At 56.4% G+C, this 22,907-nt stretch carries 18 protein-coding genes and 2 pseudogenes; 4 read left to right on the top strand and 16 right to left on the bottom strand.

The window, feature by feature from the left end:
• Positions 1-32 precede the first annotated feature (32 nt).
• Positions 33-710, bottom strand: coding sequence for a Crp/Fnr family transcriptional regulator (locus tag HMPREF9162_RS04195; protein ID WP_009438377.1), 678 nt, complete (start codon positions 708-710; stop codon positions 33-35).
• Positions 711-858: 148 nt separating this feature from the next.
• Between HMPREF9162_RS04195 and HMPREF9162_RS04190 the strand changes: the two genes are divergently transcribed.
• Positions 859-2,181: an MFS transporter gene (locus HMPREF9162_RS04190; RefSeq protein ID WP_009438398.1), complete on the top strand. Its 1,323-nt coding sequence runs from the start codon at positions 859-861 to the stop codon at positions 2,179-2,181.
• A gap of 223 nt (positions 2,182-2,404) precedes the next feature.
• On the opposite strand, the gene HMPREF9162_RS04185 is transcribed toward HMPREF9162_RS04190, so the two are convergent.
• The 5 genes from HMPREF9162_RS04185 to ychF form a co-directional block, all read right to left on the bottom strand.
• Positions 2,405-3,037 carry a hypothetical protein gene (locus HMPREF9162_RS04185; RefSeq protein ID WP_009438421.1) on the bottom strand — a complete coding sequence of 211 codons (633 nt, stop codon included), beginning with the start codon at positions 3,035-3,037 and terminating at the stop codon, positions 2,405-2,407.
• Positions 3,038-3,217: 180 nt separating this feature from the next.
• Complete coding sequence (gene nifJ, locus HMPREF9162_RS04180; protein ID WP_009438331.1) at positions 3,218-6,751, bottom strand: pyruvate:ferredoxin (flavodoxin) oxidoreductase; 3,534 nt, start codon at positions 6,749-6,751, stop codon at positions 3,218-3,220.
• Between the two features lie 284 nt (positions 6,752-7,035).
• On the bottom strand, positions 7,036-7,260 hold the full coding sequence (locus tag HMPREF9162_RS04175; RefSeq protein ID WP_009438468.1) for a hypothetical protein: 225 nt from the start codon (positions 7,258-7,260) through the stop codon (positions 7,036-7,038).
• Positions 7,257-8,210 (bottom strand): magnesium transporter CorA family protein, encoded by a 954-nt coding sequence (locus HMPREF9162_RS04170; protein ID WP_009438407.1) that lies wholly within the window; start codon positions 8,208-8,210, stop codon positions 7,257-7,259. The genes HMPREF9162_RS04175 and HMPREF9162_RS04170 overlap by 4 nt, the downstream gene beginning before the upstream one ends.
• Positions 8,211-8,438: 228 nt before the next feature.
• The gene (gene ychF, locus HMPREF9162_RS04165; protein WP_037350199.1) at positions 8,439-9,545 is read right to left on the bottom strand and encodes a redox-regulated ATPase YchF; all 1,107 of its coding nucleotides are present in this window, start codon (positions 9,543-9,545) and stop codon (positions 8,439-8,441) included.
• A gap of 246 nt (positions 9,546-9,791) precedes the next feature.
• Here ychF and HMPREF9162_RS04160 point away from each other — a divergent pair, with 246 nt between their 5' ends.
• Positions 9,792-10,007 (top strand): DUF1858 domain-containing protein, encoded by a 216-nt coding sequence (locus tag HMPREF9162_RS04160; protein ID WP_009438538.1) that lies wholly within the window; start codon positions 9,792-9,794, stop codon positions 10,005-10,007.
• A gap of 183 nt (positions 10,008-10,190) precedes the next feature.
• Here the strand turns inward: HMPREF9162_RS04160 and trmD are convergent.
• A pseudogene (gene trmD / locus HMPREF9162_RS04155) lies at positions 10,191-10,962 on the bottom strand (tRNA (guanosine(37)-N1)-methyltransferase TrmD).
• A gap of 154 nt (positions 10,963-11,116) precedes the next feature.
• Here trmD and HMPREF9162_RS04150 point away from each other — a divergent pair.
• Entirely contained in the window at positions 11,117-11,917 is an 801-nt protein-coding gene (locus tag HMPREF9162_RS04150; protein ID WP_009438559.1) for a DUF4931 domain-containing protein, read from the top strand.
• Positions 11,898-12,812, top strand: coding sequence for a transglycosylase domain-containing protein (locus HMPREF9162_RS04145; protein ID WP_009438467.1), 915 nt, complete (start codon positions 11,898-11,900; stop codon positions 12,810-12,812). Before HMPREF9162_RS04150 ends, HMPREF9162_RS04145 begins: the two co-directional genes overlap by 20 nt.
• Positions 12,813-12,814: 2 nt before the next feature.
• Here HMPREF9162_RS04145 and HMPREF9162_RS04140 read toward each other — a convergent pair whose 3' ends face one another.
• The 9 genes and pseudogenes from HMPREF9162_RS04140 to HMPREF9162_RS04100 form a co-directional block, all read right to left on the bottom strand.
• On the bottom strand, positions 12,815-15,451 hold the full coding sequence (locus tag HMPREF9162_RS04140; protein WP_037350197.1) for a TIGR03960 family B12-binding radical SAM protein: 2,637 nt from the start codon (positions 15,449-15,451) through the stop codon (positions 12,815-12,817).
• 87 nt (positions 15,452-15,538) lie between these two features.
• On the bottom strand, positions 15,539-16,648 hold the full coding sequence (gene rodA / locus HMPREF9162_RS04135; RefSeq protein ID WP_009348688.1) for a rod shape-determining protein RodA: 1,110 nt from the start codon (positions 16,646-16,648) through the stop codon (positions 15,539-15,541).
• Positions 16,645-16,920 (bottom strand): cell division topological specificity factor MinE, encoded by a 276-nt coding sequence (gene minE / locus HMPREF9162_RS04130; RefSeq protein ID WP_009348687.1) that lies wholly within the window; start codon positions 16,918-16,920, stop codon positions 16,645-16,647. The genes rodA and minE overlap by 4 nt, the downstream gene beginning before the upstream one ends.
• A 12-nt stretch (positions 16,921-16,932) precedes the next feature.
• A complete protein-coding gene (gene minD / locus HMPREF9162_RS04125) occupies positions 16,933-17,727 on the bottom strand; it encodes a septum site-determining protein MinD (RefSeq protein WP_009348685.1) in 795 nt (264 codons plus the stop codon).
• A gap of 8 nt (positions 17,728-17,735) precedes the next feature.
• Positions 17,736-18,413 carry a septum site-determining protein MinC gene (gene minC / locus HMPREF9162_RS04120; protein ID WP_009438433.1) on the bottom strand — a complete coding sequence of 226 codons (678 nt, stop codon included), beginning with the start codon at positions 18,411-18,413 and terminating at the stop codon, positions 17,736-17,738.
• Positions 18,410-20,215 (bottom strand): penicillin-binding protein 2, encoded by a 1,806-nt coding sequence (gene mrdA / locus HMPREF9162_RS04115; RefSeq protein ID WP_009438542.1) that lies wholly within the window; start codon positions 20,213-20,215, stop codon positions 18,410-18,412. The genes minC and mrdA overlap by 4 nt, the downstream gene beginning before the upstream one ends.
• A 25-nt stretch (positions 20,216-20,240) precedes the next feature.
• Positions 20,241-20,737, bottom strand: a pseudogene (gene mreD / locus HMPREF9162_RS04110) (rod shape-determining protein MreD).
• Complete coding sequence (gene mreC / locus HMPREF9162_RS04105; RefSeq protein ID WP_009438334.1) at positions 20,734-21,690, bottom strand: rod shape-determining protein MreC; 957 nt, start codon at positions 21,688-21,690, stop codon at positions 20,734-20,736. The pseudogene mreD and the gene mreC overlap by 4 nt, the downstream one beginning before the upstream one ends.
• The gene (locus HMPREF9162_RS04100; protein WP_009348678.1) at positions 21,687-22,721 is read right to left on the bottom strand and encodes a rod shape-determining protein; all 1,035 of its coding nucleotides are present in this window, start codon (positions 22,719-22,721) and stop codon (positions 21,687-21,689) included. The genes mreC and HMPREF9162_RS04100 overlap by 4 nt, the downstream gene beginning before the upstream one ends.
• Between the last annotated feature and the right edge of the window lie 186 nt (positions 22,722-22,907).

Here is a 22,907-nt window from a genome sequence, read left to right as displayed (position 1 = left end):
ATCAATTTTTTCTATCTCACCTATCAAGTTTTTTATTCAATGATGCAATCCTCTGCGCCGCAGCTCTCACAGCGCACCTCCCGGCGCAAATATTCCATATCCCGCAGAAAGATAAAGTTGCCGCGATAGGCAACAATCCCATCGCGCTTCATCTCGCTCAGCAGTCGGTTCAGACTCTCTCGCGACATCGCCGAATAATCCGCCAGCTCCTGATTCGTCATCTCCAATGGAATCAAGACCCCGCCGTCCTCCTCGCGCCCGTAACTGTTCGCCATGCGAATCAGCGTCGAATAGACGGCTCCCTTTTTCCCATAGAGGAGCAGGTCACGGAATTTATGATGCTGCTTTCGCATGTGTTTCGCCATGATCTTGAGCATATTGACGGCAAGCTGCGGCTGTCGTTCAAGGTTGTGCTCGAGCACAGGGTACTCGATCGCGTAGACTTCCGCCGCCGTCTTTGCGATGGCGTCAAAAATATAGACACGGCGCTTTTGATAGAGCGGCAACTCCCCGATGACGCTTCCCTGATGCGCGAGCCGGAGCGAGAGGACACGCCCCGAATCGGCACTTTTGGAAATACGGATTTGACCGCTGTGAACGAAGTAAAAATACTTCGCCGCGCCGCCCTCGTGAAAAAGGTATTCGTTTTTATGCAGTGATACGATTCTTCCCGGTACTTCATAAAACGGCTGTACCAACGCATCCGGCATGTCCATTCCTCCAAAAAGTCTTCGCATTCAGATGGCAGTATTGTGAGAAACATCACATACAGATATAGTTTTTCGTTATATACTCATAGCTATGAATAAAGGGGGTGCACCCGCGCTTCCCCGCGAAATCATAAAGGAGTGTTGTAAATTGAGCGCACAAGCGTATACCTCGCGCAGCGAAATTTTGGCGCATTGGAATCCGGAGGATACGGATTTTTGGAAGCGTTACGGCGAGCGCATTGCCAAGCGCAACCTCTACACATCGACGTGGGCGCTGACCCTCGCCTTCGTTGCATGGACGATGTGGGCAACGATTGCCGCACAGCTCAATCAGATCGGATTCCACTTTACTGATAATGAAATCTTTACACTCGCAGCTCTTCCGGGTCTCGTCGGCGCGACGGGACGGCTCGTCTACACCTATATGCCCGCCATCGTCGGCGGCCGCAACTGGACGCTCTTTTCCACCGCGCTCCTGCTGATCCCACTCATCGGACTCGGCAACGCCGTCACCAACACCGCGACGACCTATGACGAATTCGTCGTGCTCGTCGCCATGATCGGCATTGCGGGCGCGAACTTCTCCTCGTCGATGGCAAATATCGGTTTCTTCTTCCCGAAATCGGAGAAGGGACTTGCGCTCGGCATCAACGCCGGCATCGGCAACCTCGGCGTCTCTATCATCTACCTCACCGCGCCGTTCCTGCTCGGCATGGGCTTTGGCGGACTCTTCGGTGCGCCGCTCATCAATGCTGCAGGAAAAGAGGTCTATGTGCAGAGCGTCTGCTATTTCTGGGCAATCCCGACCGCGCTGACGCTCGTCCTCGTGTGGCTCTTCATGGACAATCTGCCCATCCCGCGCCAAAGTCCACGAAGCATGATGTCCATCTTTGGCAATAAACACACATGGCTGATTACGGTCATCTACACCTGCGGCTTCGGCTCGTTCATCGGCTACTCCGCTGCGCTGGCACTGCTCCTCAACCGTGAGTTCCCGGAGATTTCATTCGCCTACGGCGCGTTCCTCGGCCCCTTCATCGGCGCGAGCGTACGCCCCATCGGCGGCTGGGCGGCGGACAAGCTCAACAGCGGCTCCATCGTCACCTTTGGCGGACTCGTACTTATGCTCGTCGCCTGCATCGTCACCGTTCTCGGCATCGAGATGCATAATTTCGCCCTATTCTTCGGCGCTTTCCTCGTCCTCTTCTTCTCGACGGGCTTCATCAACGGTGCTTCGTTCCGCATGATTCCCTTCGTCTTTGAGAATCCGGTACATGCTTCACTCGTCACGGGCTTCACCGCGGCGATCGCCGCCTACGGCGCTTTCTTCATTCCGAAACTCTTCGGCTACTCCTACGCCACATACCAGAATGTCGCGCCCGCGTTCTACTACCTTATCGGATTCACCGTCGTTACCATCATCATCACGTGGGTGTTCTACGCCCGCAAAGGTTCCGGCATCAAGTGCTGACCTCCTCCGGATATGCATAACGGGAGCTGTGATACCTGCACAAAAGGTATCACAGCTTTTCTCGTGCACAATAGTATTACGGCAAAATTGACAGCGCAATACTATGAACGAGATATAATAGAATTATACGACAAAGACTCCTCTATGGCAACTGCACAGGATCGATGAAATTCAATAAAAAAGCCGTACCGATGTATTGGTACGACATTATTTCACTGCCACTCTATAGCCCTAAGTCTCCCATTTTTATCTCCTCGACGCGGCCGTGCTCCATCTCGAAGGCGATGCCCACGGTAGGATCGTCCTCAGAGAAGTAAATATAGTCATCGCCGTAAACAAGACAGGGCTCTCCATAAATGTTACGCAGCGCGTCAACCGAGGTGCCGATCCCCACGCCCTTCCCAGAGACAAGCGTGCTGTGCGATGAAATCTTCACCCGGCGCACGGTGCCGTCTACAAAGTGAACGGTCAGACCGTTCGCATATTCATAGGTGCGAACATCCTTGCCGGGATACCGCTCGCTCCGTTTCGTCTCCATCCCCTCGGGGCTGCCGCAGCGCGCGCGGACATCCGTCTCCGGCGCCGCATAGGAAATATCGCCGAGCACGAGTCCGTCCGGTGTGAAGCGCGAGACCGCTGCCTTCGTCTCTTTACGATGTACGCGCAGACTCTCTGCTTCGCGCTGCACGGCATCGTCTGCCGAGAGCGTTTTCTCCACGTCCGCGCGGGCAATCGCCGCGGCGCGATGCACTCCGCCCGGAGACGGCACGGCGCAGTTCTGATAAAAGATATAATGGGCGGCGAAGCCTGTCAAAGCGGCAACGGCAATAAACGCCGCACACCTTTGCATGTTCAAAAGCGTTCCTCTTCCCTGTTCCCCGATTGATACAGACTATAAGATGCGCCCATTATAACGAGAGACGCTGAAAGCCCTCTGAATACTTTCTTTCAGAGGGCTTTCAGATGATAAAAGGAGCCGCCGTACAGATCTGTACGGTGACCCCTCTCCTTAGCGCAGCGGACGAAGTCTTTTGATTTACGCTTTGCCCGCGAGTTTCTTGTAGCTGTTGTAACGTGTCTCCGCGTCCTTCTGCGTCTTTTCAAAGAGCGCCTCAGCCGCCTCGGGGAAGCTGCTCTTCAGACTGATGTAGCGGTTCTCGCCCATAAGGAACTCTTGGAACTTCGAGAAATCCGGCTCCTTGGAGTCAAGACTGAACGGATTCTTACCCGTATCCACGAGCTGCGGATTGTAGCGATAGTTTGCCCAGTAGCCGCACTCAACGGCGAGCTTGCCCTCGAGCTGTGCGCAGCCCATGCCCTTGCGGATGCCGTGGTTGATGCACGGCGAATACGCGATGATGAGGGAGGGGCCGGGGTATGCTTCCGCTTCGCTGATCGCCTTGAGCACCTGATTCTGATCGGCGCCCATATCCACCTGTGCGACGTAGACGTAGCCATAGGAGATCGCCATCATGCCGAGATCCTTCTTCTTCGTCTTTTTGCCCGTCGCAGCGAACTCCGCGATGGCGGCCGCAGGCGTGGACTTCGACGCCTGTCCGCCCGTATTGGAGTAAACTTCGGTGTCGAACACCATGACGTTGATATCCTCGCCCGATGCGAGCACATGGTCGAGACCGCCGTAGCCGATGTCGTATGCCCAGCCGTCGCCGCCAAAGATCCACTGCGAGCGCTTGACGAAGTAGTCATTATCGCTGTAGATGCGGCAAAGGAGCTCATCGCTTCCCTTCTCCGCCTCGAGGAGACTCTTGAGCGCGCTCGCACGGTCACGTGTACTCTCGCCCTCGTCGCGCTTGTCGAGCCATGCCTGCATCGCTGCGCGCAGCTCCTCGGAGCCTTTCTGCGCTTCGATCGCTTCGATCATCGCGGATGCAAGCGCTTCGCGGATGGACTTCGTACCGAGATGCATGCCGAGACCGTACTCTGCATTATCCTCGAACAGGGAATTCGCCCATGCGGGTCCCTGTCCCTGCGCATTCGTCGTGTATGGCATGGCGGGTGCGCTCGCGCCCCAGATGGAGGAGCATCCCGTTGCGTTTGCGATCAGCATCCGATCGCCAAAGAGCTGTGTGACGAGCTTTGCATACGGTGTCTCGCCGCAGCCCGCACACGCGCCCGAGAACTCAAAGAGCGGTTTTTCAAACTGCGATCCGATGATGGTGGTCTTCTTCATCGGCGTATTCTTGATCGAGACTTTCTCCACATCGACGCCAAAGTCGAAATACTTCTGCGCATCGCGGAGTTTGTCATCGAGCAGGGTCATATCGAGTGCCTTGCCCGGGCAGACCTGCGCGCAGTTGCCGCAGCCAAGGCAGTCGAGCGTGGAGACCGCAATCGTGAAATTGAGGTTCTGCGCCTTGCCGGGCTTCGACTTGATGGACTCAAATCCCTCGGGCGCCGCCGCAAGCTCCTCATCGGTCGTGAGCACAGGACGGATGGAAGCATGCGGGCAGACGAGTGAACACTGGTTGCACTGAATGCACTTCTCCTTGTTCCAGACAGGAACGGAGATCGCTGTACCGCGTTTTTCGTACGCCGTGCCGCCGAGCGGGAACGTGCCGTCCTCCATGCCGGTGAGATCGGAGACCTTGAGCTTATCGCCCTCCTGACGGTTCATGACGTTCTGGATCTTCGTGATGAACTGCGGCGTCCGCGGGTTGACCTCTACCTCTTCGTCAAAGGCATCCTTCCATGCGTCGGGGACAACAACGCGATGCAACGACTCAATGCCGTGATCGATCGCACCGTTATTCATGTTGACGACCTTCTCGCCCTTGCTCCCGTAGGAGGTTACAACGGCATCCTTGAGGTACTTCACAGCATCCTCGATGGGGATGATATTAGCGAGCTTGAAGAACCCCGACTGCATGACCATGTTAAAGCGTCCGCCGAGACCAAGCTCACGCGCGATCTGAACCGCGTTCACCGTGTAGAACTCGATCTCGTTCTGCGCGATATAGCGCTTCATCGATGCAGGCAGATGTGTATTCAGCTCCTCGTCGCTCCAGACCGTATTGAGCAGGAACTTGCCGCCCTTCTTGAGACCCGCGAGGAGGTCGTACTGACGGACATAGGACTGCTGCGAGCAGGAGATGAAATCCGCCTTATTGATGAGGTACGGACTGATGATGGGCGATTTGCCAAAACGCAGATGGCTCATCGTGATGCCGCCCGACTTCTTCGAGTCGTAGGCAAAATACGCCTGCGCATACATATCCGTCTTGTCGCCGATGATCTTGATCGCGCTCTTATTCGCGCCGACCGTACCGTCCGAACCAAGCCCCCAGAACTTGCACGCCGTCGTCCCCTCTTTCGTGAGGTTGACGTCGCCGTGGATCGGCGTAAGGCTGCGATGCGTCACGTCGTCCTCGATGCCGAGGGTAAAGCCGTGGATCGGATCGTCCTTCTTCAGCTCCTCATAGACCGCAAAGACCTGATCCGGCGTCGTGTCCTTGCCGCCGAGACCATAGCGGCCGCCGACGATGACGGGGTTCATGCCCGAGCTGTAATACGCCGCCTTGACGTCGAGGTACAGCGGCTCGCCGATTGAGCCGGGCTCTTTCGTGCGGTCGAGCACGGCAACCTTTTTCACCGTCTTCGGCAGATACTTGAAGAAATGCTCGAGCGAGAACGGCCGGAAGAGATGGACGGAGAGGAGACCGACCTTCTCGCCCTGCTTGTTCAGGTACTCCGCGACCTCCTCCGCCGTCTGACAGATCGAGCCCATCGCGATGATGATGCGGTCGGCATCGGGCGCGCCGTAATAATCAAAGAGATGATGTTCGCGCCCCGTGATCTTCGCCATCTGCGCCATCGCTTCTTCGACGAGCGCCGGAATGGCGTCGTAATACTTGTTGACCGCTTCGCGCCCCTGGAAGTAAATATCGGGGTTCTGCGCCGTGCCGCGAATGACCGGGTGCTCGGGGTTGAGCGCGCGGCGGCGAAACGCGTTCACCGCATCCCAGTCGAGGATCTTGGCGAGATCGTCGTACTCCACGACCTCGATCTTCTGAATCTCGTGGGACGTACGGAATCCGTCAAAGAAGTTGATGAACGGAATGCGCCCCTTGATCGCAACGAGGTGCGCGACGGCAGCGAGATCCATGACCTCCTGCACGCTGGACTCTGCGAGCATCGCAACGCCCGTCTGGCGCGCCGCCATGACATCCTGATGGTCGCCGAAAATATTCAGCGAGGAAGCCGCAATCGCGCGCGCGCTCACATGGAACACGCCGGGCAGCAACTCGCCCGCAATCTTATACATATTGGGAATCATGAGCAGAAGCCCCTGCGACGCCGTGTAGGTCGTCGTGAGCGCTCCCGCCTGAAGCGAACCGTGCACTGCTCCTGCCGCGCCCGCTTCGGACTGCATCTCGATGAGACGTACCTTCTGCCCGAAAATGTTCTTCATGCCCTTTGCGGCGAGCCCGTCCACATGCTCCGCCATCGGCGAAGACGGCGTGATCGGGTAAATCGCCGCCACGTCCGTAAAGGCGTACGAAATGTAACCGGCGGCAGTGTTGCCGTCCATCGTCTTCATTTTTTTGGCCATCTTACTGCTCCCTTCCTAAAAGAGAAATACTGATACATTTCCCCATCGGTTTGAAATATAATCCACAGTAGTATAGAAATATATGACCTTGCAAACTCTTCTGATAATAAGAATCAGAAAAAATATCTATGAAGGCACACTCCTCCTATACTTTTCGTTTATTATACAACGGAAAAACGCCCTTGTAAACACGATAGACTTTCTCAAACGTAGAACCGACACCGTTTATCCATTGTTTTTTATGATGAAATCATCTATAAATCCTATCAAAAAACGAGCCGCCGTCAGCAGCTCGTTCGTCCAAGCAAAGGATGTTCCGTTGGTCTCAGATCCCGCACGCGGATGAGATGCAGCGCTTCGTCGAGGTCGATGTCCGCGCGACCCGTCTCCGTTTCGTACACATAGACGGGCGTCTGCGCGCCGACCTCACTGCCCGGCATATATACATACTCGGCAGTCCGTTTGTCGCCAAAGATGATGCCCCGCAGGAGCTGTTCCTCGCGTATCAAAACATATCCCTCCGCCACAGCAGGTAGACAGCCCCAGTCGACACGAGCGAAGCGATTACAACAATGCGCACGAATCCATATGGATCATCCGTAAACGGCACCGGCACATTCATCCCGAAGAAGCTCGAAATCACGGTCGGGATCGCGAGGATGATCGTGATCGCCGCGAGGAATTTCATCACGAGGTTCAAATTGTTCGAGACAATCGACGAGAAGGTATCGGCGAGCCGCGCGAGAATCTTGCTGTACATCTCGACCATCTCGCGCGCCTGCTTGTTCTCGATGATGACGTCCTCGAGCAGATCCTCGTCCTCCTCGTACATCTTAATGATATGATGCACGGACGTATTCGTCCGAAGACGCATCAGCCGGTCGAGCACCGCCCCGTTCGAGCGCAGCGCCGCGTTGAAATACGTCAGACCTTTTTGGAGCTGCAAGAGGCGCAGGATCTCGCTGTTCTTCATATCATGGCGCAGGCGATCCTCGATCTCCTCGGAGAGCTTGCTGATCTGACGCAGATAGCGCAGATAGAACACGTCCGATTTATAGAGAATCTGAAAGAGGAACCGCGTCCGCTTATAGGTGCGGAACAGTTTCGCCGTGCGCTCGTTGAACTCCGCCATGACGGGCGTCTCCTCAAGACAGACCGTGATGACGTGTTCGTCCGTGAGGATGATCGCGAGCGGCAGCGTATCATAGCTGTCCTCGCCTCGGTAGACCGGGACATTCGTCAGGATCATGACCGAGTCGTCCTCAATGTCCGTATGCGACCGCTCCTCATCATCGAGTGCGGACCGCAGAAAATCGGGGTCAACCTCTGTGAGCGTGCTGACCACCTTCAACTCGTACGGCGTCGGATTCACGATATTGATCCACGCGCCTTTGCTGAGCGTTTTGAGGGACAGCTCCTGCAGCGGTCCCGATTCCATGGATTTATAAATTTGCAGCAAGGGAGAGCGCTCCTTTCCGAGACCGCCCTCCTCCGTCAATGTGAAATCAAATCTGCGGAGCGAAGAGAGGACGGGTAATGTCGATGCGATTTAGGTTGCAAAGGTGTGTCGTCCATGCTCTTCACTTCCTTTCAAAATATATGTGCTCGAATTGACCGAATGCATTGTAGCGCAAAAGCACGCGCTTGTCCAGCGTGGGGAGCGAAAATCTTCTCCGCGCGCGGCGGCTCAGACGTTGAAGCGGAAATTCACCACATCGCCGTCCTGCATCACGTAGTCCTTACCCTCAAGACGCACGAGTCCCTTGTCGCGCGCCGCCGCGACGCTGCCGAGCGAGACGAGATCGTCATAGCTCACGATCTCCGCGCGGATGAAGCCGCGCTCAAAATCCGTATGAATCTTGCCCGCCGCCTTCGGCGCGGTCGTGCCGCGCGTGATCGTCCACGCGCGGCACTCGTCCTCGCCCGCCGTCAGGAATGTCTGGAGTCCGAGCAGCGCGAACGCGCCGTGGATGAGCCGGTCGAGACCGCTCTCTTTAAGCCCGAGATCCTCAAGGAACACCGCCGCTTCCTCCGCGTCCAGCTCCGCGATCTCCTCCTCCAAACGCGCCGACACCGTAACGACCTGCGCGCCCGTGCGCGCCGCATAGTCCTGCACCGCCTGCACATGCGGATTCTCCGCGTCGGCGGTCGCCGCCTCGTCCTCGCCGACATTCGCGACATAGAGGATCGGCTTGCGCGTGAGGAGATTCAGATCGCGCAGGAGCGATTGTTCTTCCTCGGAAAGCTCCGCTTCGCGCGCGGGACGCCCCGCGTCGAGCACGGATTTCAGGCGTTCGAGCGCCGCGGCTTCCGCCTTTGCCTCCTTGCTCCCCGATTTCAGCAGCTTCGTCACCTTCGCCGCGCGCTTTTCCACCGCCTCAAGATCGGCGAGACACAGCTCCGTCTCGATGATGTCGATATCGCGCAGCGGATCGACAGCCCCCTCCACATGCGTGATGTCCGAACTCTCAAAGCAGCGCACTACATGCGCGACCGCATCCACCTGACGGATGTGCTCAAGGAACTTATTGCCAAGCCCCTCGCCCTTTGACGCGCCCTTCACAAGCCCCGCAATATCGACAAACCGCACGCTCGCAGGCGTCGTTTTCTTGGAATGATAGAGATCCGTCAGCGCCGTCAGGCGCGCATCCGGCACCGCCACCACGCCGACGTTCGGCTCGATCGTGCAGAACGGATAGTTCGCCGCCTCCGCGCCCGCCTTCGTAATCGCGTTGAACAGCGTGCTCTTGCCCACATTCGGCAGACCGACAATACCGACCTCAAGATTGCTCACAGGGATTCCTTCTTTCACCGGATTTTATTTCAAAGTACGTTATTTTAATGAATATGCTTGTTATGTTATACCAAAAAACACCGAGAACGTCAATCTTCGCGCGTTCTTATGCGATATATGAACACATATCTATACAAAAGTTGCATTTGATACTTTTCTTTTTTGAAAGATGTGTTATAATCGGGATAACTTGAAGGATTTTCCTTCTACGATCGCTTTATGTTTCCCATACAGGAGGTTTATATTATGGCTATCACCAAGGATATGAGCATCATCGACATCGTTCAGCAGTACCCCGACACCGTGGACATCCTCATGAACGCGGGCATGGGCTGCCTCGGCTGCGCGGCGGCGCACTTCGAGAACATCGAGCAGGGCGCGATGGCGCACGGCATCGACATCGACGCGCTCATCGACGCGCTCAACGAGTCCATCGGCGAGCCGGCGGCTGCGGCACAGTAAAATACATACGAAAATAATGCCCCCATGAGGACAGGTTGTTCTCATGGGGGCGTTTTCTATATCTGTAAAAATCATTGCGGCTGATGCAGAAAGAGTGCTTTTCCCTCCGGAGTTTCACAGACCAAATCGCAGTTCGCCGACAGCAGATTGCCGGCAAGGACATAGTTGGCCGCTCTGCACCAGTCACGGATCATCGCCTCGTCGAATCCGAGGCAATAAGCGATATTCCCGGCACTCTAAAAACGCGCGCTCCTCCTCCGTGAGTTCCGTCCTCTCTAAAAGCTCCGGGCGGCGCCGGAGGGTTGCGAGGAGGGACATGCGGCGGCGCCAGCGCGTGATCTCGGCGTGGTTGCCGGAGAGGAGGACATCGGGGGACATCCCTCCCCTCGAAGGAGCGCGGGCGCGTGTACTGGGGATAGCCGAGCAGTCCGTCATAGAAGGAGTCCGTCGGCGCGGACGTGTCGTCGCCGAGAACGCCGGGCAGCATCCGCGCGGTGGCGTCGACGAGGAGCATGGCGGGGATCTCTCCGCCGGTGAGTACGAAGTCGCCGACGGAGACGAGGCGGTCGGCGAGGTCGTAGATGCGTGCGTCGAATCCCTCATAATGTCCGCAAATCAATATGAGCTGCTCGTAGGCGGCGAGTTCTTTTGCGGTCTCCTGCGTGAACACTTCGCCTGCGGGGTCAAGGATGATCGTGCATCGCCCCCCCTCGTATGCCGCGCTCTCCTCCCTGACAGCGCGGACGGCGGCGTACATCGGCTCAGGCTTTAAGACCATACCCGCGCCGCCGCCGAAAGGGCTGTCGTCGACGTGGCGGTGCTTATCCGTGGAGTAGTCGCGAAAGTTCGTATAGTGTATGTCCAAGATGCCGCGCGCCGCCGCTCTGCCGATGATGCTGCTGCTAAAAACGCCCGCGAACATTTCGGGAAAGAGCGTGACCAGATCGATCCTCATATGCGTTCCTCTTCTTCCGTTGATGATGCACACTATTATATCATAAAGACGGCGGCGCGCCGCGCACATTTTTTCCGAAACGGCTACAGAAAATCCGCGCTTTGCGTTATAATAAGAGCATCGACAACGTACCCGAAGGATTTGGAGCAGTTTTATGGACATCAATCTCGCCCTATTCAACACGAATATTGGTCGACAAAAGCCGGAGAATATCGTTCACAGCGAAGCCGCCTGCCCGTTCTGCGAGCCGGACAAGCTCACAGGCATCATCGAGACGGACGGCGACATCATTCTGCTGAAAAATAAATACAATGTCCTTGAGGGCGCGGATCAGTTCGTGCTCATCGAGGGTAGTGAATGCTGGGCGGACATGCCGGACTACACACCCGAACACATGCACCGGCTCATCGCGTTCGGCATGAGACATTGGGAGCGTCTGCGGCGGAGCGGGAAGTACGAGGCGGTGCTCTTCTTTAAGAACTACGGTCATTATTCAGGCGGGACGATCCGCCATCCACACATGCAGCTCGTGGGCTTCCCTCATTTGCAGACGCAGCTTCTCTTTCGCCGCAGCGATTTCGAGGGTCTCAAAGTCGCGGAAAAGGACGGCGTGATGCTGAGTCTCTCCGCAGAGCCGCGTGTCGGCTTTTGGGAGCTGAACATTGTCCCGCGCGATGCGTCGGACACGGATACGATCGCGGACTATATTCAAATCGCGGTGGATTTCCTGATGCATCGCTTTCATCGGCGGCTGGACAGCTACAATATCTTTTTCTACAACGACGGCGAGGAGATCTTTGTGAAGATACTGCCGCGCTTTGCCACGTCGCCGATGTTCGTCGGCTACAATATCCGGCTCGTGCCGTCGAATCTGGAGGAGATGTGCGCGCGCATCCGGTCGATTTACTTTACGGACAGAGAGAACGGGAGTCTCCATGACAGAAGAGCAAAATGAGCAGTCTCCGCCGAAGCGGCGGCGTCGAAAGAGTACGGGAACAAAAGGGACAAAAGGCACAAAGAAACGCACCGCGCGGCGGAAAAGCACATCCAAGAAACGCACGGGACTGCTGTGTCTGATCCTCGTCCTCCTCGTATTCGTCCTCTGCGCCGGCACGTTCCTCTTCTTCCCGCGCACTTGGCAGGGCATCGGTCTGTTGCTGCCGGATGCGGAGCGGCAAAAGCCCGCAAACGAGCTTCACGAGATCTATGAGCCGGATGCCGGGGAGCGCATCATACGCGTGCTGTTCATCCGCCGCGCGATCGAAGCTCGTCTGAACCGTTCGGACTACGTTCCCATCGACCGCATCGCGCCCGACCTCGGGCGTGCGGTCGTCGCGGTGGAGGATCGCCGCTTTTACACGCACATGGGCTTCGACGCGACGGGCATGGCGCGCGCGGCGCTCGTCAACATTCAGAACGGGCGCATCGAGGAGGGCGCGAGCACGATCACGCAGCAGCTCGTCAAAAATCTTTTCCTCGCCAACGATCAGACCTTCACGCGCAAGGCGGAGGAACTGCTGCTCGCGCTCGACATCGAACTCGCGTACACAAAGCCCGAAATTCTCGAGATGTATCTGAACGTCGTCTACTACGGCGCGGGGTTCTACGGTGTGGGCGCGGCGTCGGAGGGATACTACGGGAAATCCCCCGACGCGCTCGACCTCCCCGAGGCGTCGATGCTCGCGGGCATCCCGAACGCGCCGTCAACGCTCTCCCCCTTCGTCGATTTCATCGCGGCAAAAAAGCGCCAAGCGATTGTGCTTGACGCTATGGAGTCGCAAAACTATATTGATCGTCGCACGGCGGAGGATGCGAAGATTCAGCCGCTCATCCTGCGCCCGAAGCCGTGAAACTAGCGGTCGATGAGCGCCCGCCCCTCGGAGAACAGCCCGATGCGCGTCACATACGCCTCGCCGGGATCGATGGGCAGGTCAAAGTCCCGTGCCATGAGCGTGAGGATTTCGATCGGCTTGACACTGCCCGCAGGCGTGACGACGAGATTCATCCAAAAGGTGAGCCGACCGCCCTCTATGCGGACAGTGACGGGAGACTTTAGATATGCCTTTGTCTCGATCTCGCGTTTTTTCTTCGGTGTAACGCGGTACCACACGGCGATCTCGGCTTCGTTGTAGCGGCGCACGCTCTCCTCTATGGGCGCGGCATCTCCCGCATAGGCGACGGCGATGCGATAGCGTGCCTCGTCGACGTCCGCCATGAGCGCCTTGTGCTTGCCCTCCAGCATCCGCAGGCGAATCATGTCCGCCCCCACGGGCAGGTGCCGGCGCAGCCGCGTCATCACCTCGGCGGCGGGGAGCGCTTCCGTCATCTCAAAATCGACGTATTCGGCATCGCTTGCCGCGCCGAGGGAGAGCGCGGAGGCGAATGCCACCTTCATATGCGGATTGAACCCCTCGGAATACGCCATTGGCAAATGCGCGCGCCTGCACGCCCGCACAAAGAGATTCGCATAGTCGAGATGAGAGACGTAACGCAACTCCTCTCCCTTCGTAATCAGTCCCCGATAGGTCGTCAACGTACGCTCCTGCGGGGGATTTTTTACGTTCGTTTCGTCGGTCTGCGCCGCAGTCGGCAAAACTTCTGCGGGCGCCGCTTGCACCTCCTCTGCCGTGCGCTGCTGCTCCGCCGCCGCGTAGTCGACAATGTCGACGCCGAGTGTCGGACAGATGCCGCAGCCCGTGCAGTGCGTGCGGCGGCAGTCGACCGTGAGCGAGGCGGCAAGCGCCTTTTGCCACTCCTGCCGGAGGAACCGCTCGAGCACTCCTGGGGACGTGTGCGCCCACGGCAGCGGCTCGCCGATCGTACGCGTCCGCCTGCTGAAATACGTCCAGTCGATGCCGCAGGTCTCGAACGCGGCAAAATAGCGTGCGTCGTCGAAGAGATCCGACCAGCCGTCGAACTTCGCGCCGTTTCTCCACGCCTCATAGAGCGCGGGCGCAAGGCGGCGGTCGCCGCGCGCAAAGACGCCCTCGATGACGGAAAGCCGCGCGTCGTGGTAGTGGAACGAAATGGAGCGATCCGTGATATGCTCCTTGAGGAGCTGCTGCCTCCGTTGGAATTCCTCGATGGAAAGCTGACCGAACCACTGGAAAGGGGTATAGGGCTTCGGGACGAAGCAGGAGACGGAGACCGTCACCTTGACACCGCGCCTGCCGCGAATCTCCGTGTAGAGATCGACGACCCTTTTTGCGAGGCGCGCGATGCCGATGATGTCCTCGTCCGTCTCGGTCGGCAGCCCCATCATGAAGTAGAGCTTCACCTGTTTCCACCCGTGTCGGAACGCCGCGCCGCACGCTTCGATGAGGTTTTCCTCCGTGACGCCCTTGTTGATCACGTCGCGCAGCCGCTGTGTCCCCGCTTCGGGTGCGAACGTCAGCCCCGACTTTCTGACCTGCTGCATCTTGTGTGCGAGATCGATGGAAAAACTGTCGATGCGCAGCGACGGCAGGGAGAAGCTGATCTGCTCGCCGCGGTAATCGTCCATGAGATCGTCGACGAGACGTCCGAGGCACGAATAATCCGCCGAGGAGAGCGAGGTGAGACTCATCTCATCATATCCCGTCGCCTCCGTGAGTCCGTGCGCCATGCGCCGCAGGCGCGCCTCCGTCCGCTCGCGCGCGGGGCGATAGGCGATGCCCGCCTGACAGAACCGGCAGCCGCGCGAGCAGCCGCGAAAGAGATCGAGCATCAGCCGGTTATGCACAATGTCGATATAGGGGACGATCGGATGCTCGACGGACATCACATCATCCATGTCCTTGACGACGCGCTTGTAGATGACAGGGCGCGCCCCGAGATGCAGCGGGCGCAGATCGGTAAAGTTCCCCGCCGCGTCATACTGCGGCTCGTAGAAGGACGGCACATAGATGCCGTCCACGTCGAGCAGGCGCGTCAGGAAACCGCGCCGCCCGCCCGGACGCCCCGCCGCGTTCCACGCGATGAAGGCGTCCGCGATCTCGAGAATGACTTCCTCGCCTTCTCCGATGACAAAGAAGTCGAAGAAGTCCGCGATCGGCTCGACATTATAGACGCATGGACCGCCGCCGACGATGAACGGCGCATCTTCACCGCGCGCGGATGCATAGAGTGGGATGCCCGCAAGGTCGAGCATATTGAGCACATTGGAGTAGATCATCTCGTATTGGAGGGAGAATCCGAGGAAGTCAAATGTATGGATTTCCCGGCGCGATTCGAGGGAAAAGAGCGGGATGCCCTTCTCCCGCATCTTTTCCTCCATATCCACCCACGGCGCATAGACGCGCTCGGCGAGAATGTCCGCGCGGCGGTTCAATATCTCGTAGAGGATGGCAAGTCCGAGATTGCTCATGCCGACCTCGTAGACGTCGGGGAGCGCGAGCGCGAACCGGCACGCCGCCGCATCCCAGTCCTTGCGGACGGCGTTCCACTCGCCGCCCGTATACCGCGCCGGCTTTAATACGGACTGCAGGATGCTGTGATCAAGCTGCACCATCTCTTCCCATTCCTCCATGATTCAAAATACTTCAAATAAAAAGGACTGCCGCACGCAGGCAAGCAGCCCCACAGTGATGTCAACCTTCTAAAACAGCAGTTTTTGCCGCCGCAGCTGAATGTTCAGCAGAATCGCGATCGCCATGATATTCGTCGTGAGTGAGCTGACGCCGTAGCTCATGAGCGGCAGCGGAATCCCCGTGACGGGCATGATCCCCATCGTCATGCCCGCGTTGACGAGCACATGGAACGCGAGCATCGAGGTGATGCCGACCGCGAGCAGCCGCCCGAAGAGATCGCTCGCATCCTGCGCGATCCGTATTCCCCGCCACAGGATGATGAGATAGAGCAGGAGCAGCACGGCGCATCCGACGAATCCGAGCTCCTCTCCCACGACGGAGAAGATGAAGTCCGTATGGTTCTCCGGCAGGAAGTTGAGCTGACTCTGCGTCCCGCTGAACAGTCCTTTGCCAAAGAGCATTCCCGAGCCGATCGCGATCTTGGACTGGATGATGTGATAGCCCGCGCCGAGCGGGTCGACGTTCGGATCCATAAAGACCATGATGCGCATTTTCTGATAGCCCTTGAGAAAATGCCAAACGACAGGCATTGCCGCGATCCCCAGCCCGAAGATCCACGCAAGCATCCGCAGGCGAATTCCCGCGGCAAAGACCATGCCAAAGAAAATCGCAAGAAAGACGAGCGATGTACCGAGATCCGGCTGCTTGAGCACAAGCAGGAACGGCACGCCGACATAGGCAGCGACGGGGAGGAGTTCGCCAAGCGTGTTGATCTTCCCGCCGCGCTTTTCGAGCATCGCTGCGAGCGCAATGATCATGATGAGTTTTGAAAATTCCGAGGGCTGTATGCTGATGGGACCGAGTGCGATCCACCGCTGGGCGCCGAGCGCCGTCTGACCAACCAGCATGACCAAAATCAGCAAAACGAGATTGAAGATATAGAAATAATTTCCATATCGCTGCAGAATCTTATAGTCAAAGTTCATCAAAAAAACTGCAAGTGCAATGTCCACAAGGATCGAAACGCCCTGGCGCTGTACGAACCAATAGCGTTCATCGCTCGGCGCATTGATATGTGTCGCGCTGCCGATGACCACAAGGCTCATGATAACGATCGCCGCAGCTGCGATAATCAGTGTGAGATCCGTACGTCGCAGCAGACGTTTTGATAGTATCATCGCCCGCCGGAGCCGCCGTGCTGTACGCTGACGACGGGAATATTGACCACGAGTGCCATCGTGTCGTTCTCGTTCTCGAGTGCAAACTCCATTTCACGCGTATCAATATACATATATTTCGAGATCACCTGTATGATCTCCGCGCGCATATTATCCATGATCTCCGGCGATACATTTGCCCGATCATTGATGATGACAAGTTGGAGACGGCGGCGCGCAACGGAGCCGGAGCTTTCTTTCTTGCCGAGAAGCCTCTTGAGTGCATCAATCACGTTCGCCCCTCCTTAATTTTTCCCAAAGAGTTTGCCTTTGATCGTCTCCCAGAGACTTTCCTTTGCAAATTCACGAAACGGAATGTCCTCGCCGCAGAGACGGCCTACCACGTCAAGATATGCCTGCCCCGCGGGGGAATCCGGCATCGTCACGCACGGCTCGCCGCGATTCGTGCTCGTAACGACCGTCTCATCGTCCGGAATCTGACCGATGCAGCCGACGGAAAGAATATCGTCAATGTCGTTCATATCGAGCATGTCGCCCTTTTCCACCATCTTCGGACGAATACGGTTGACAATAAGACGTATGTCCTCTTTGTCGGCGCGCCCCAGTTCACCAATGATCTTGTCCGCATCGCGCACCGCAGAGATCTCCGGCATCGTCACGACAATGGCAGTATCGGCGGCGGCAATTGCTGTCTTGAATCCCTGCTCGATACCCGCCGGACAGTCGATGATGATAACATCATATGCACGACGCAACTCCTCACAGAGCGCCGCAAGCTCCTCCGGATTCACCGCGCTCTTATCCTTGACCTGAGAGGTTGGTAAAAGATAGAGGGAGTCGTATTTCTTATGACGAACAAGCGCTTTCTTATACGGCACACGCCCTGTCGTCACATCTACCAAATCGTACATAATGCGGTTCTCAAGTCCAAGCAGGAGATCGAGATTACGCAGTCCCGTATCGGTGTCAATGAGCACAACGCTCTTGCCGCGCATAGCAAATCCGACACCGATATTGGCAGTCGTCGTCGTCTTGCCGACGCCTCCTTTGCCCGATGTCACCACATAGATCTCACTCATATGCTATCCTACCTCTCTATTGGTTCAATAACAATCTGACCGTCCCTCACATAGGCGCGCTCCGCCTTGCCGGAGTCCTCCGGTTCGTCCGGTGAACGCGCCACATAGTTCGCAATGCGAATCTGTGTCGGCATCAGATGATCTGCGATAATAAATGCAGTCGAATCCCCCGCTGCCCCCGCATGGACGACGCCGCGGCACGTACCCCGAATATCGACGCTGCCGCCCGCGATGATCTGTGCCCCGGGGTTGACGTTGCCGAATACGATGACGGAGCCTTCCGTCTCAACTGCCTGTCCACCGCGCAGTGTCTTGTCAATGACGAGCATTTGCCGGAGTTCCGAGGACTTTGCTGCGACCTGTACTGAAGAGTGGTGTGCCTCTTCCGGTTGGTCTAACAGAGGATTCTCTGCCGCAATTTGCCTCGCTGGCGACTTTGCCGGCACCGGTTTGGCAAGGCGACAGATAAGACCGTGCGTCCGAAAGAGTTCCTGCAGCTCCTTCAGCTCGTCTTTGGAAAACAAATCCCGCGGCACATATACAAGCGTACCGCGCAGAAAGAATCCGGAGCCGGACTCGAGTTTTCTCCCCAGTTCCTCCACAATCTCCGCAAAGGACATATCCGTCGGAAAAGCAAGCATCAGTCCGTTGTTTTCTCCCTTAATCTTGATCTTATCCTCACTCATTGACTTCCCTCACTCTTCCCCTGCGTACTCTCTATCTGTTTATCAAGACCGAATGCCGCCTCGAGAATCCGCCGCGCAATCGGTCCTGCCGCAACCGAACCAAACCCTCCCTGCTCCACGATGACCGCCACTACGACATTCGGATTCTTATAAGGACCGTATGCGACGAACCAACTATGGTCTCTGCCCTGTGAGTTCTCTGCCGTCCCGGTCTTACCCGCAATATCGACGGGAAATCCGGCAAAGAGCTCCGTGCCCGTGCCGAGTTTCGTCACACTATGCAGACCTTCCTGCACATGACGGATCACGCTTGGATCAACCTCTAAAGTAGAAAGCAGCTCCGGTTTGATCTCTCGCACTGTATTTCCATTTACATCGACAATGCGCTGCACAAGATGCGGACGGTAACGCTGCCCGTTTGCCGCAATCTCCGATACGACCATCGCCGCCTGCAGCGGTGTCACAAGATTGAACCCCTGACCAATCGCTGCATCAAAGGTCTCTGAGAGATACCATTCGCCGTCCTCGTAGTTATCTGCCTTGTACTTGCGGTTCGGTACAAGCCCTTCTGCCTCATAAGGAAGGTCAATACCCGTCCGCGTACCGAGTCCAAATAGACGTGCATAACGCTCGAGTGTATCCACGCCGAGGCGGTTTCCCATCTCATAGAAGTACACATTGTCGGAGTGTGCCATCGCCTGCTCAAAATCAATCCAGCCAAGCGCCTCTCCCCCCGCATTGGTCTTTGGAATAATCCAGTGCCGCCCCGAATCAAAAATCTTTTCCTGCGCTGTGACCTTGTGCTCTGCAAGTGCCGCCGTTCCCGTCACAATCTTAAACGTCGAACCGGGCGGATATTCTCCCGTAATCGCCTTGTTATCCATCGGATGATAGGGATTGTTGTTGAGCATATTCCAGTTCACGGTCGAGATTCCGCCCGCAAAGAGATTCGGATTGAACGCGGGACGACTCACCATCGCGAGGATCTCACCTGTCTGGGGGTTCATCACGACCGCCGCCGCAGCATGGGCATGGACGGCGGCAAGCTGATCGTCAACCGCACGCTCGGCTGCCTCCTGGATGTGGCTGTCAATTGTCAGTACAAGGTCATTTCCCGGTATAGGGGACTGACGTCCCAGAATTTGCACAGGGCGTCCCGAGACGTCCACCTCAACCTGCTCACCGCCTTTGATGCCGCGCACTTCCTTGTCATAGACACGCTCAAGACCAAATTTACCAATGATATCGCCGGACTTATACCCCTCACCCTTGCGGCGCTCCAGCTCCTCCTCGTTGATCTCGCTGACATAACCGAATACATGTGCAGCATATTCGCCGAAAATATAGTCGCGTACAGGCAATACCTCGACAACAACACCCGGATAACTGTCTTTTTGCTCCTCGATAATGGAAACTATATCGGGCAGGACATCGTTTTTAATACGAATTGGATCAAAACCGATATGCGCATCGATTTTCTTTTGAATCTCCTCGACCGGTACATGAATCAGCGCTGACACACGCGCAATGACCTCGGGCGAAATCGGCTCTGTAAGCGGCAGCAACGATACGGTAAAACCGGGTCGATTCGTTACGAGGAGTTCACCGTTGCGGTCGTAAAACGTCCCCCGCGCCGCTTCTGCAGGAATGATACGGATACGATTGCCCTCCGCGAGGCGCGCGTACAGCTCTCCATCATATACTTGGAGATACCCTGCGCGACCAATGAGGACGAGAATGATGCAGACCGCTACCACGCGCAGGAACTGCAGGCGGCCGCTGAAATCTTCATTTTCGTTCACAGTTACACTCCAAGAATATCCTTTCCTAACGCTTTGGCTGACTCATATGTTTATCGAGCCGAAACGTCATCCAATGAATCGGATAGGCGAAAATCAGCTGAAAGATCAGCAATAAAAAGAGTACGCGCCCCATGTGCAAAAACGGATTGTACCGATAGCCGAGTAAATACACGATCAGTGCTGAAATCACATATTGAGCGATTGTCGCCGCAATGGACGCCGTAATCGGCAAAAAAACTGTTCTTTGAATACGCGGTCAGAAAACCTGCCAAAGAAAAGCCCGATGAGCGTCAATGTGAAGGCATGCAGTCCAAAAAAAGAACCGATACTGAGATCCTCCAGCAACCCGAGAGAAAAGCCGACCAAGCTCCCCCTTGCACTGCCGCGCAGGAATGCATAAGACACTGTCGCCAAGAGAAGTAAATCCGGAACCACACCATATACAGCGATAAACGGCATAAAGGAAAACTGTAAGACAAAGAGGGCAATGAAAAACAGGATTAAAAATCGATATTTCTTCACTGCGACTCCGCCTTTGTCTGTACCGATTTTGCCTGTGCCGCCGAAATCTCTGCCGCTGCGGCAGCCCCCGGGCTCAAGGGCATCGCTTGGATAGGATCGGGCGGTGCCTCACGTGATGCTGTGATGATCGCCACATCCTCGAGGCGCTGAAAATCCACCGCCGTCTCAATGACAGCAACTTTCAGGAGTCCACTGTCATCGCTCTTCTGTGCAGCAACATGACCGACCATGAGCCCCTTCGGATAGACCCCACCAAAGCCCGACGTCACAACGGCGTCGCCGTCCTCAACATCGGCATTGCGCGGGATATTGACCATCTGCGGCATATACGGATTGTCCAGCGTCCCTGTGACAATGCCGTTCACACGTGAATCGGCGCGCTGAATGAGTGTTCCGACAGAGGAGCGCACATCAAGGATAAGCTGTACTTTGGACGAGACCGGGCCGACCTCCATAATGCGCCCCACAAGACCTTTGCCCGTAACGACTGGCATGTTCTCTCGAACGCCGTCCTTTGCGCCACGGTCGACCACGATTGTGCTCGTCCAGAACGCCGCGTCACGTCCGATCACACGTGCAGCAAGGAGATCAAACTGATGCACAGACTCCTTATACGAGAGGAGTTCGCGCAGGCGCATATTTTCAGCAGCATACTCCTCTGCCGCAGTATTCTCCTGCCGCAGCTGCTCGATCTCGTTTTTGAGCATTTTATTCTGCTCATGTACCGTTGCGATCTCCCAAATATTCGACGTCAGTGACCTAATCCGGCTGCTGCACCATGAGGCTGCCATCTCGAACGGTGCGAGCACCGTGCCCACTGTACTCGTCGATGCGGATGCTTGAAACCGCCCTCGTGCGGCAAAGAAAATGATGCAGAACAGAGCCAACAGAACGAAGAGCAACGCCCAGATCTTTGGTCCCGACTGCCTTGCCCGTCCGAGTCTGTCAATCATTGTTTCAGTTTCTTCGATGCCATGACAACACTCTTGAGGAGACCAATGTTCTCAAGTGTCCGCCCCGTCCCCTCGCCAACGCAGGAGAGCGCGTCCTCCGAAACGAGAACAGGCATTCCCGTCTCGTGTGAAAGAAGCTTATCGAGGTTCGTCAGGAGAGCACCGCCGCCCGTCATCATGATGCCGTGATCCATGACGTCTGCTGCGAGTTCCGGGGGCGTCTTTTCGAGTGTGGTCTTCACTGCATCGATGATCTTGTAGATCGGCTCGTTCAGTGCTTCCCGAATTTCCTTCGCATGAATCGTCAGGGTCTTTGGGAGACCGCTTACAAGATCCCGCCCTCGAATATCCATCGTACGATCCATGTCCGGCGTTACAATCGCGGTGCCAACCGTGATCTTAATCTCCTCCGCCGTGCGCTCACCGATCATGAGATTATACATGCGCTTGATGTACTGCACAATTGCAGAGTCCATCTCGTCGCCGCCGATTCGAATAGATCGGCTCGTCACGATGCCGCCGAGCGAAATCACGGCGATCTCCGTCGTACCCCCGCCGATATCAACGACCATACTGCCCGTTGCCTCTTCGACCGGAAGCCCCGCACCGATCGCCGCAGCCATCGGCTCCTCAATTAGATATGCTTCGCGTGCGCCTGCCTGTTGTGCAGCATCGATGACCGCACGCTTTTCTACCTCCGTGACTCCTGACGGAACACCGACCACCACACGCGGACGGACAAACGACTTTGAGCGCATTGCCTTTCGAATGAAGTATTTCAGCATCGCCTGCGTCACGTCAAAATCCGCAATCACGCCGTCCTTCATTGGACGAATCGCGACAATATTGCCGGGTGTACGCCCGATCATCTGCTTTGCTTCCTCGCCGACGGCAAGCACATCTCCCGTATCATTCTTTATCGCAACAACGGAGGGCTCGCGCAGTACGATTCCCCTGCCCTTTACATGCACCAGTGTATTTGCAGTACCGAGATCGATGCCCATATCGTGTCCACCAAAAAGACCAAACATTGTAAAAGGAGTCTCCTTCCATCAGATGAAAATACATCGCTTAAGTATAATTCCGGTTGCATATATGCTTACACAGAATATGCTACGTCAGTATATCATACGCAAGTTTATTTTTCCATGAGATTTTATCGGAAAAATACAATAGGTTACGTTGGCTAAATTACAAGTACTGCCAGCGGAGAAAAA

This window comes from Selenomonas sp. oral taxon 137 str. F0430, assembly GCF_000183625.1.
In the GTDB taxonomy this organism is placed as follows: Bacteria; Bacillota; Negativicutes; order Selenomonadales; family Selenomonadaceae; genus Centipeda; species Centipeda artemidis.
The sequence above is the reverse complement of the archived record's forward strand: the minus strand, read 5'-3'. Positions and strand labels throughout refer to the sequence as shown.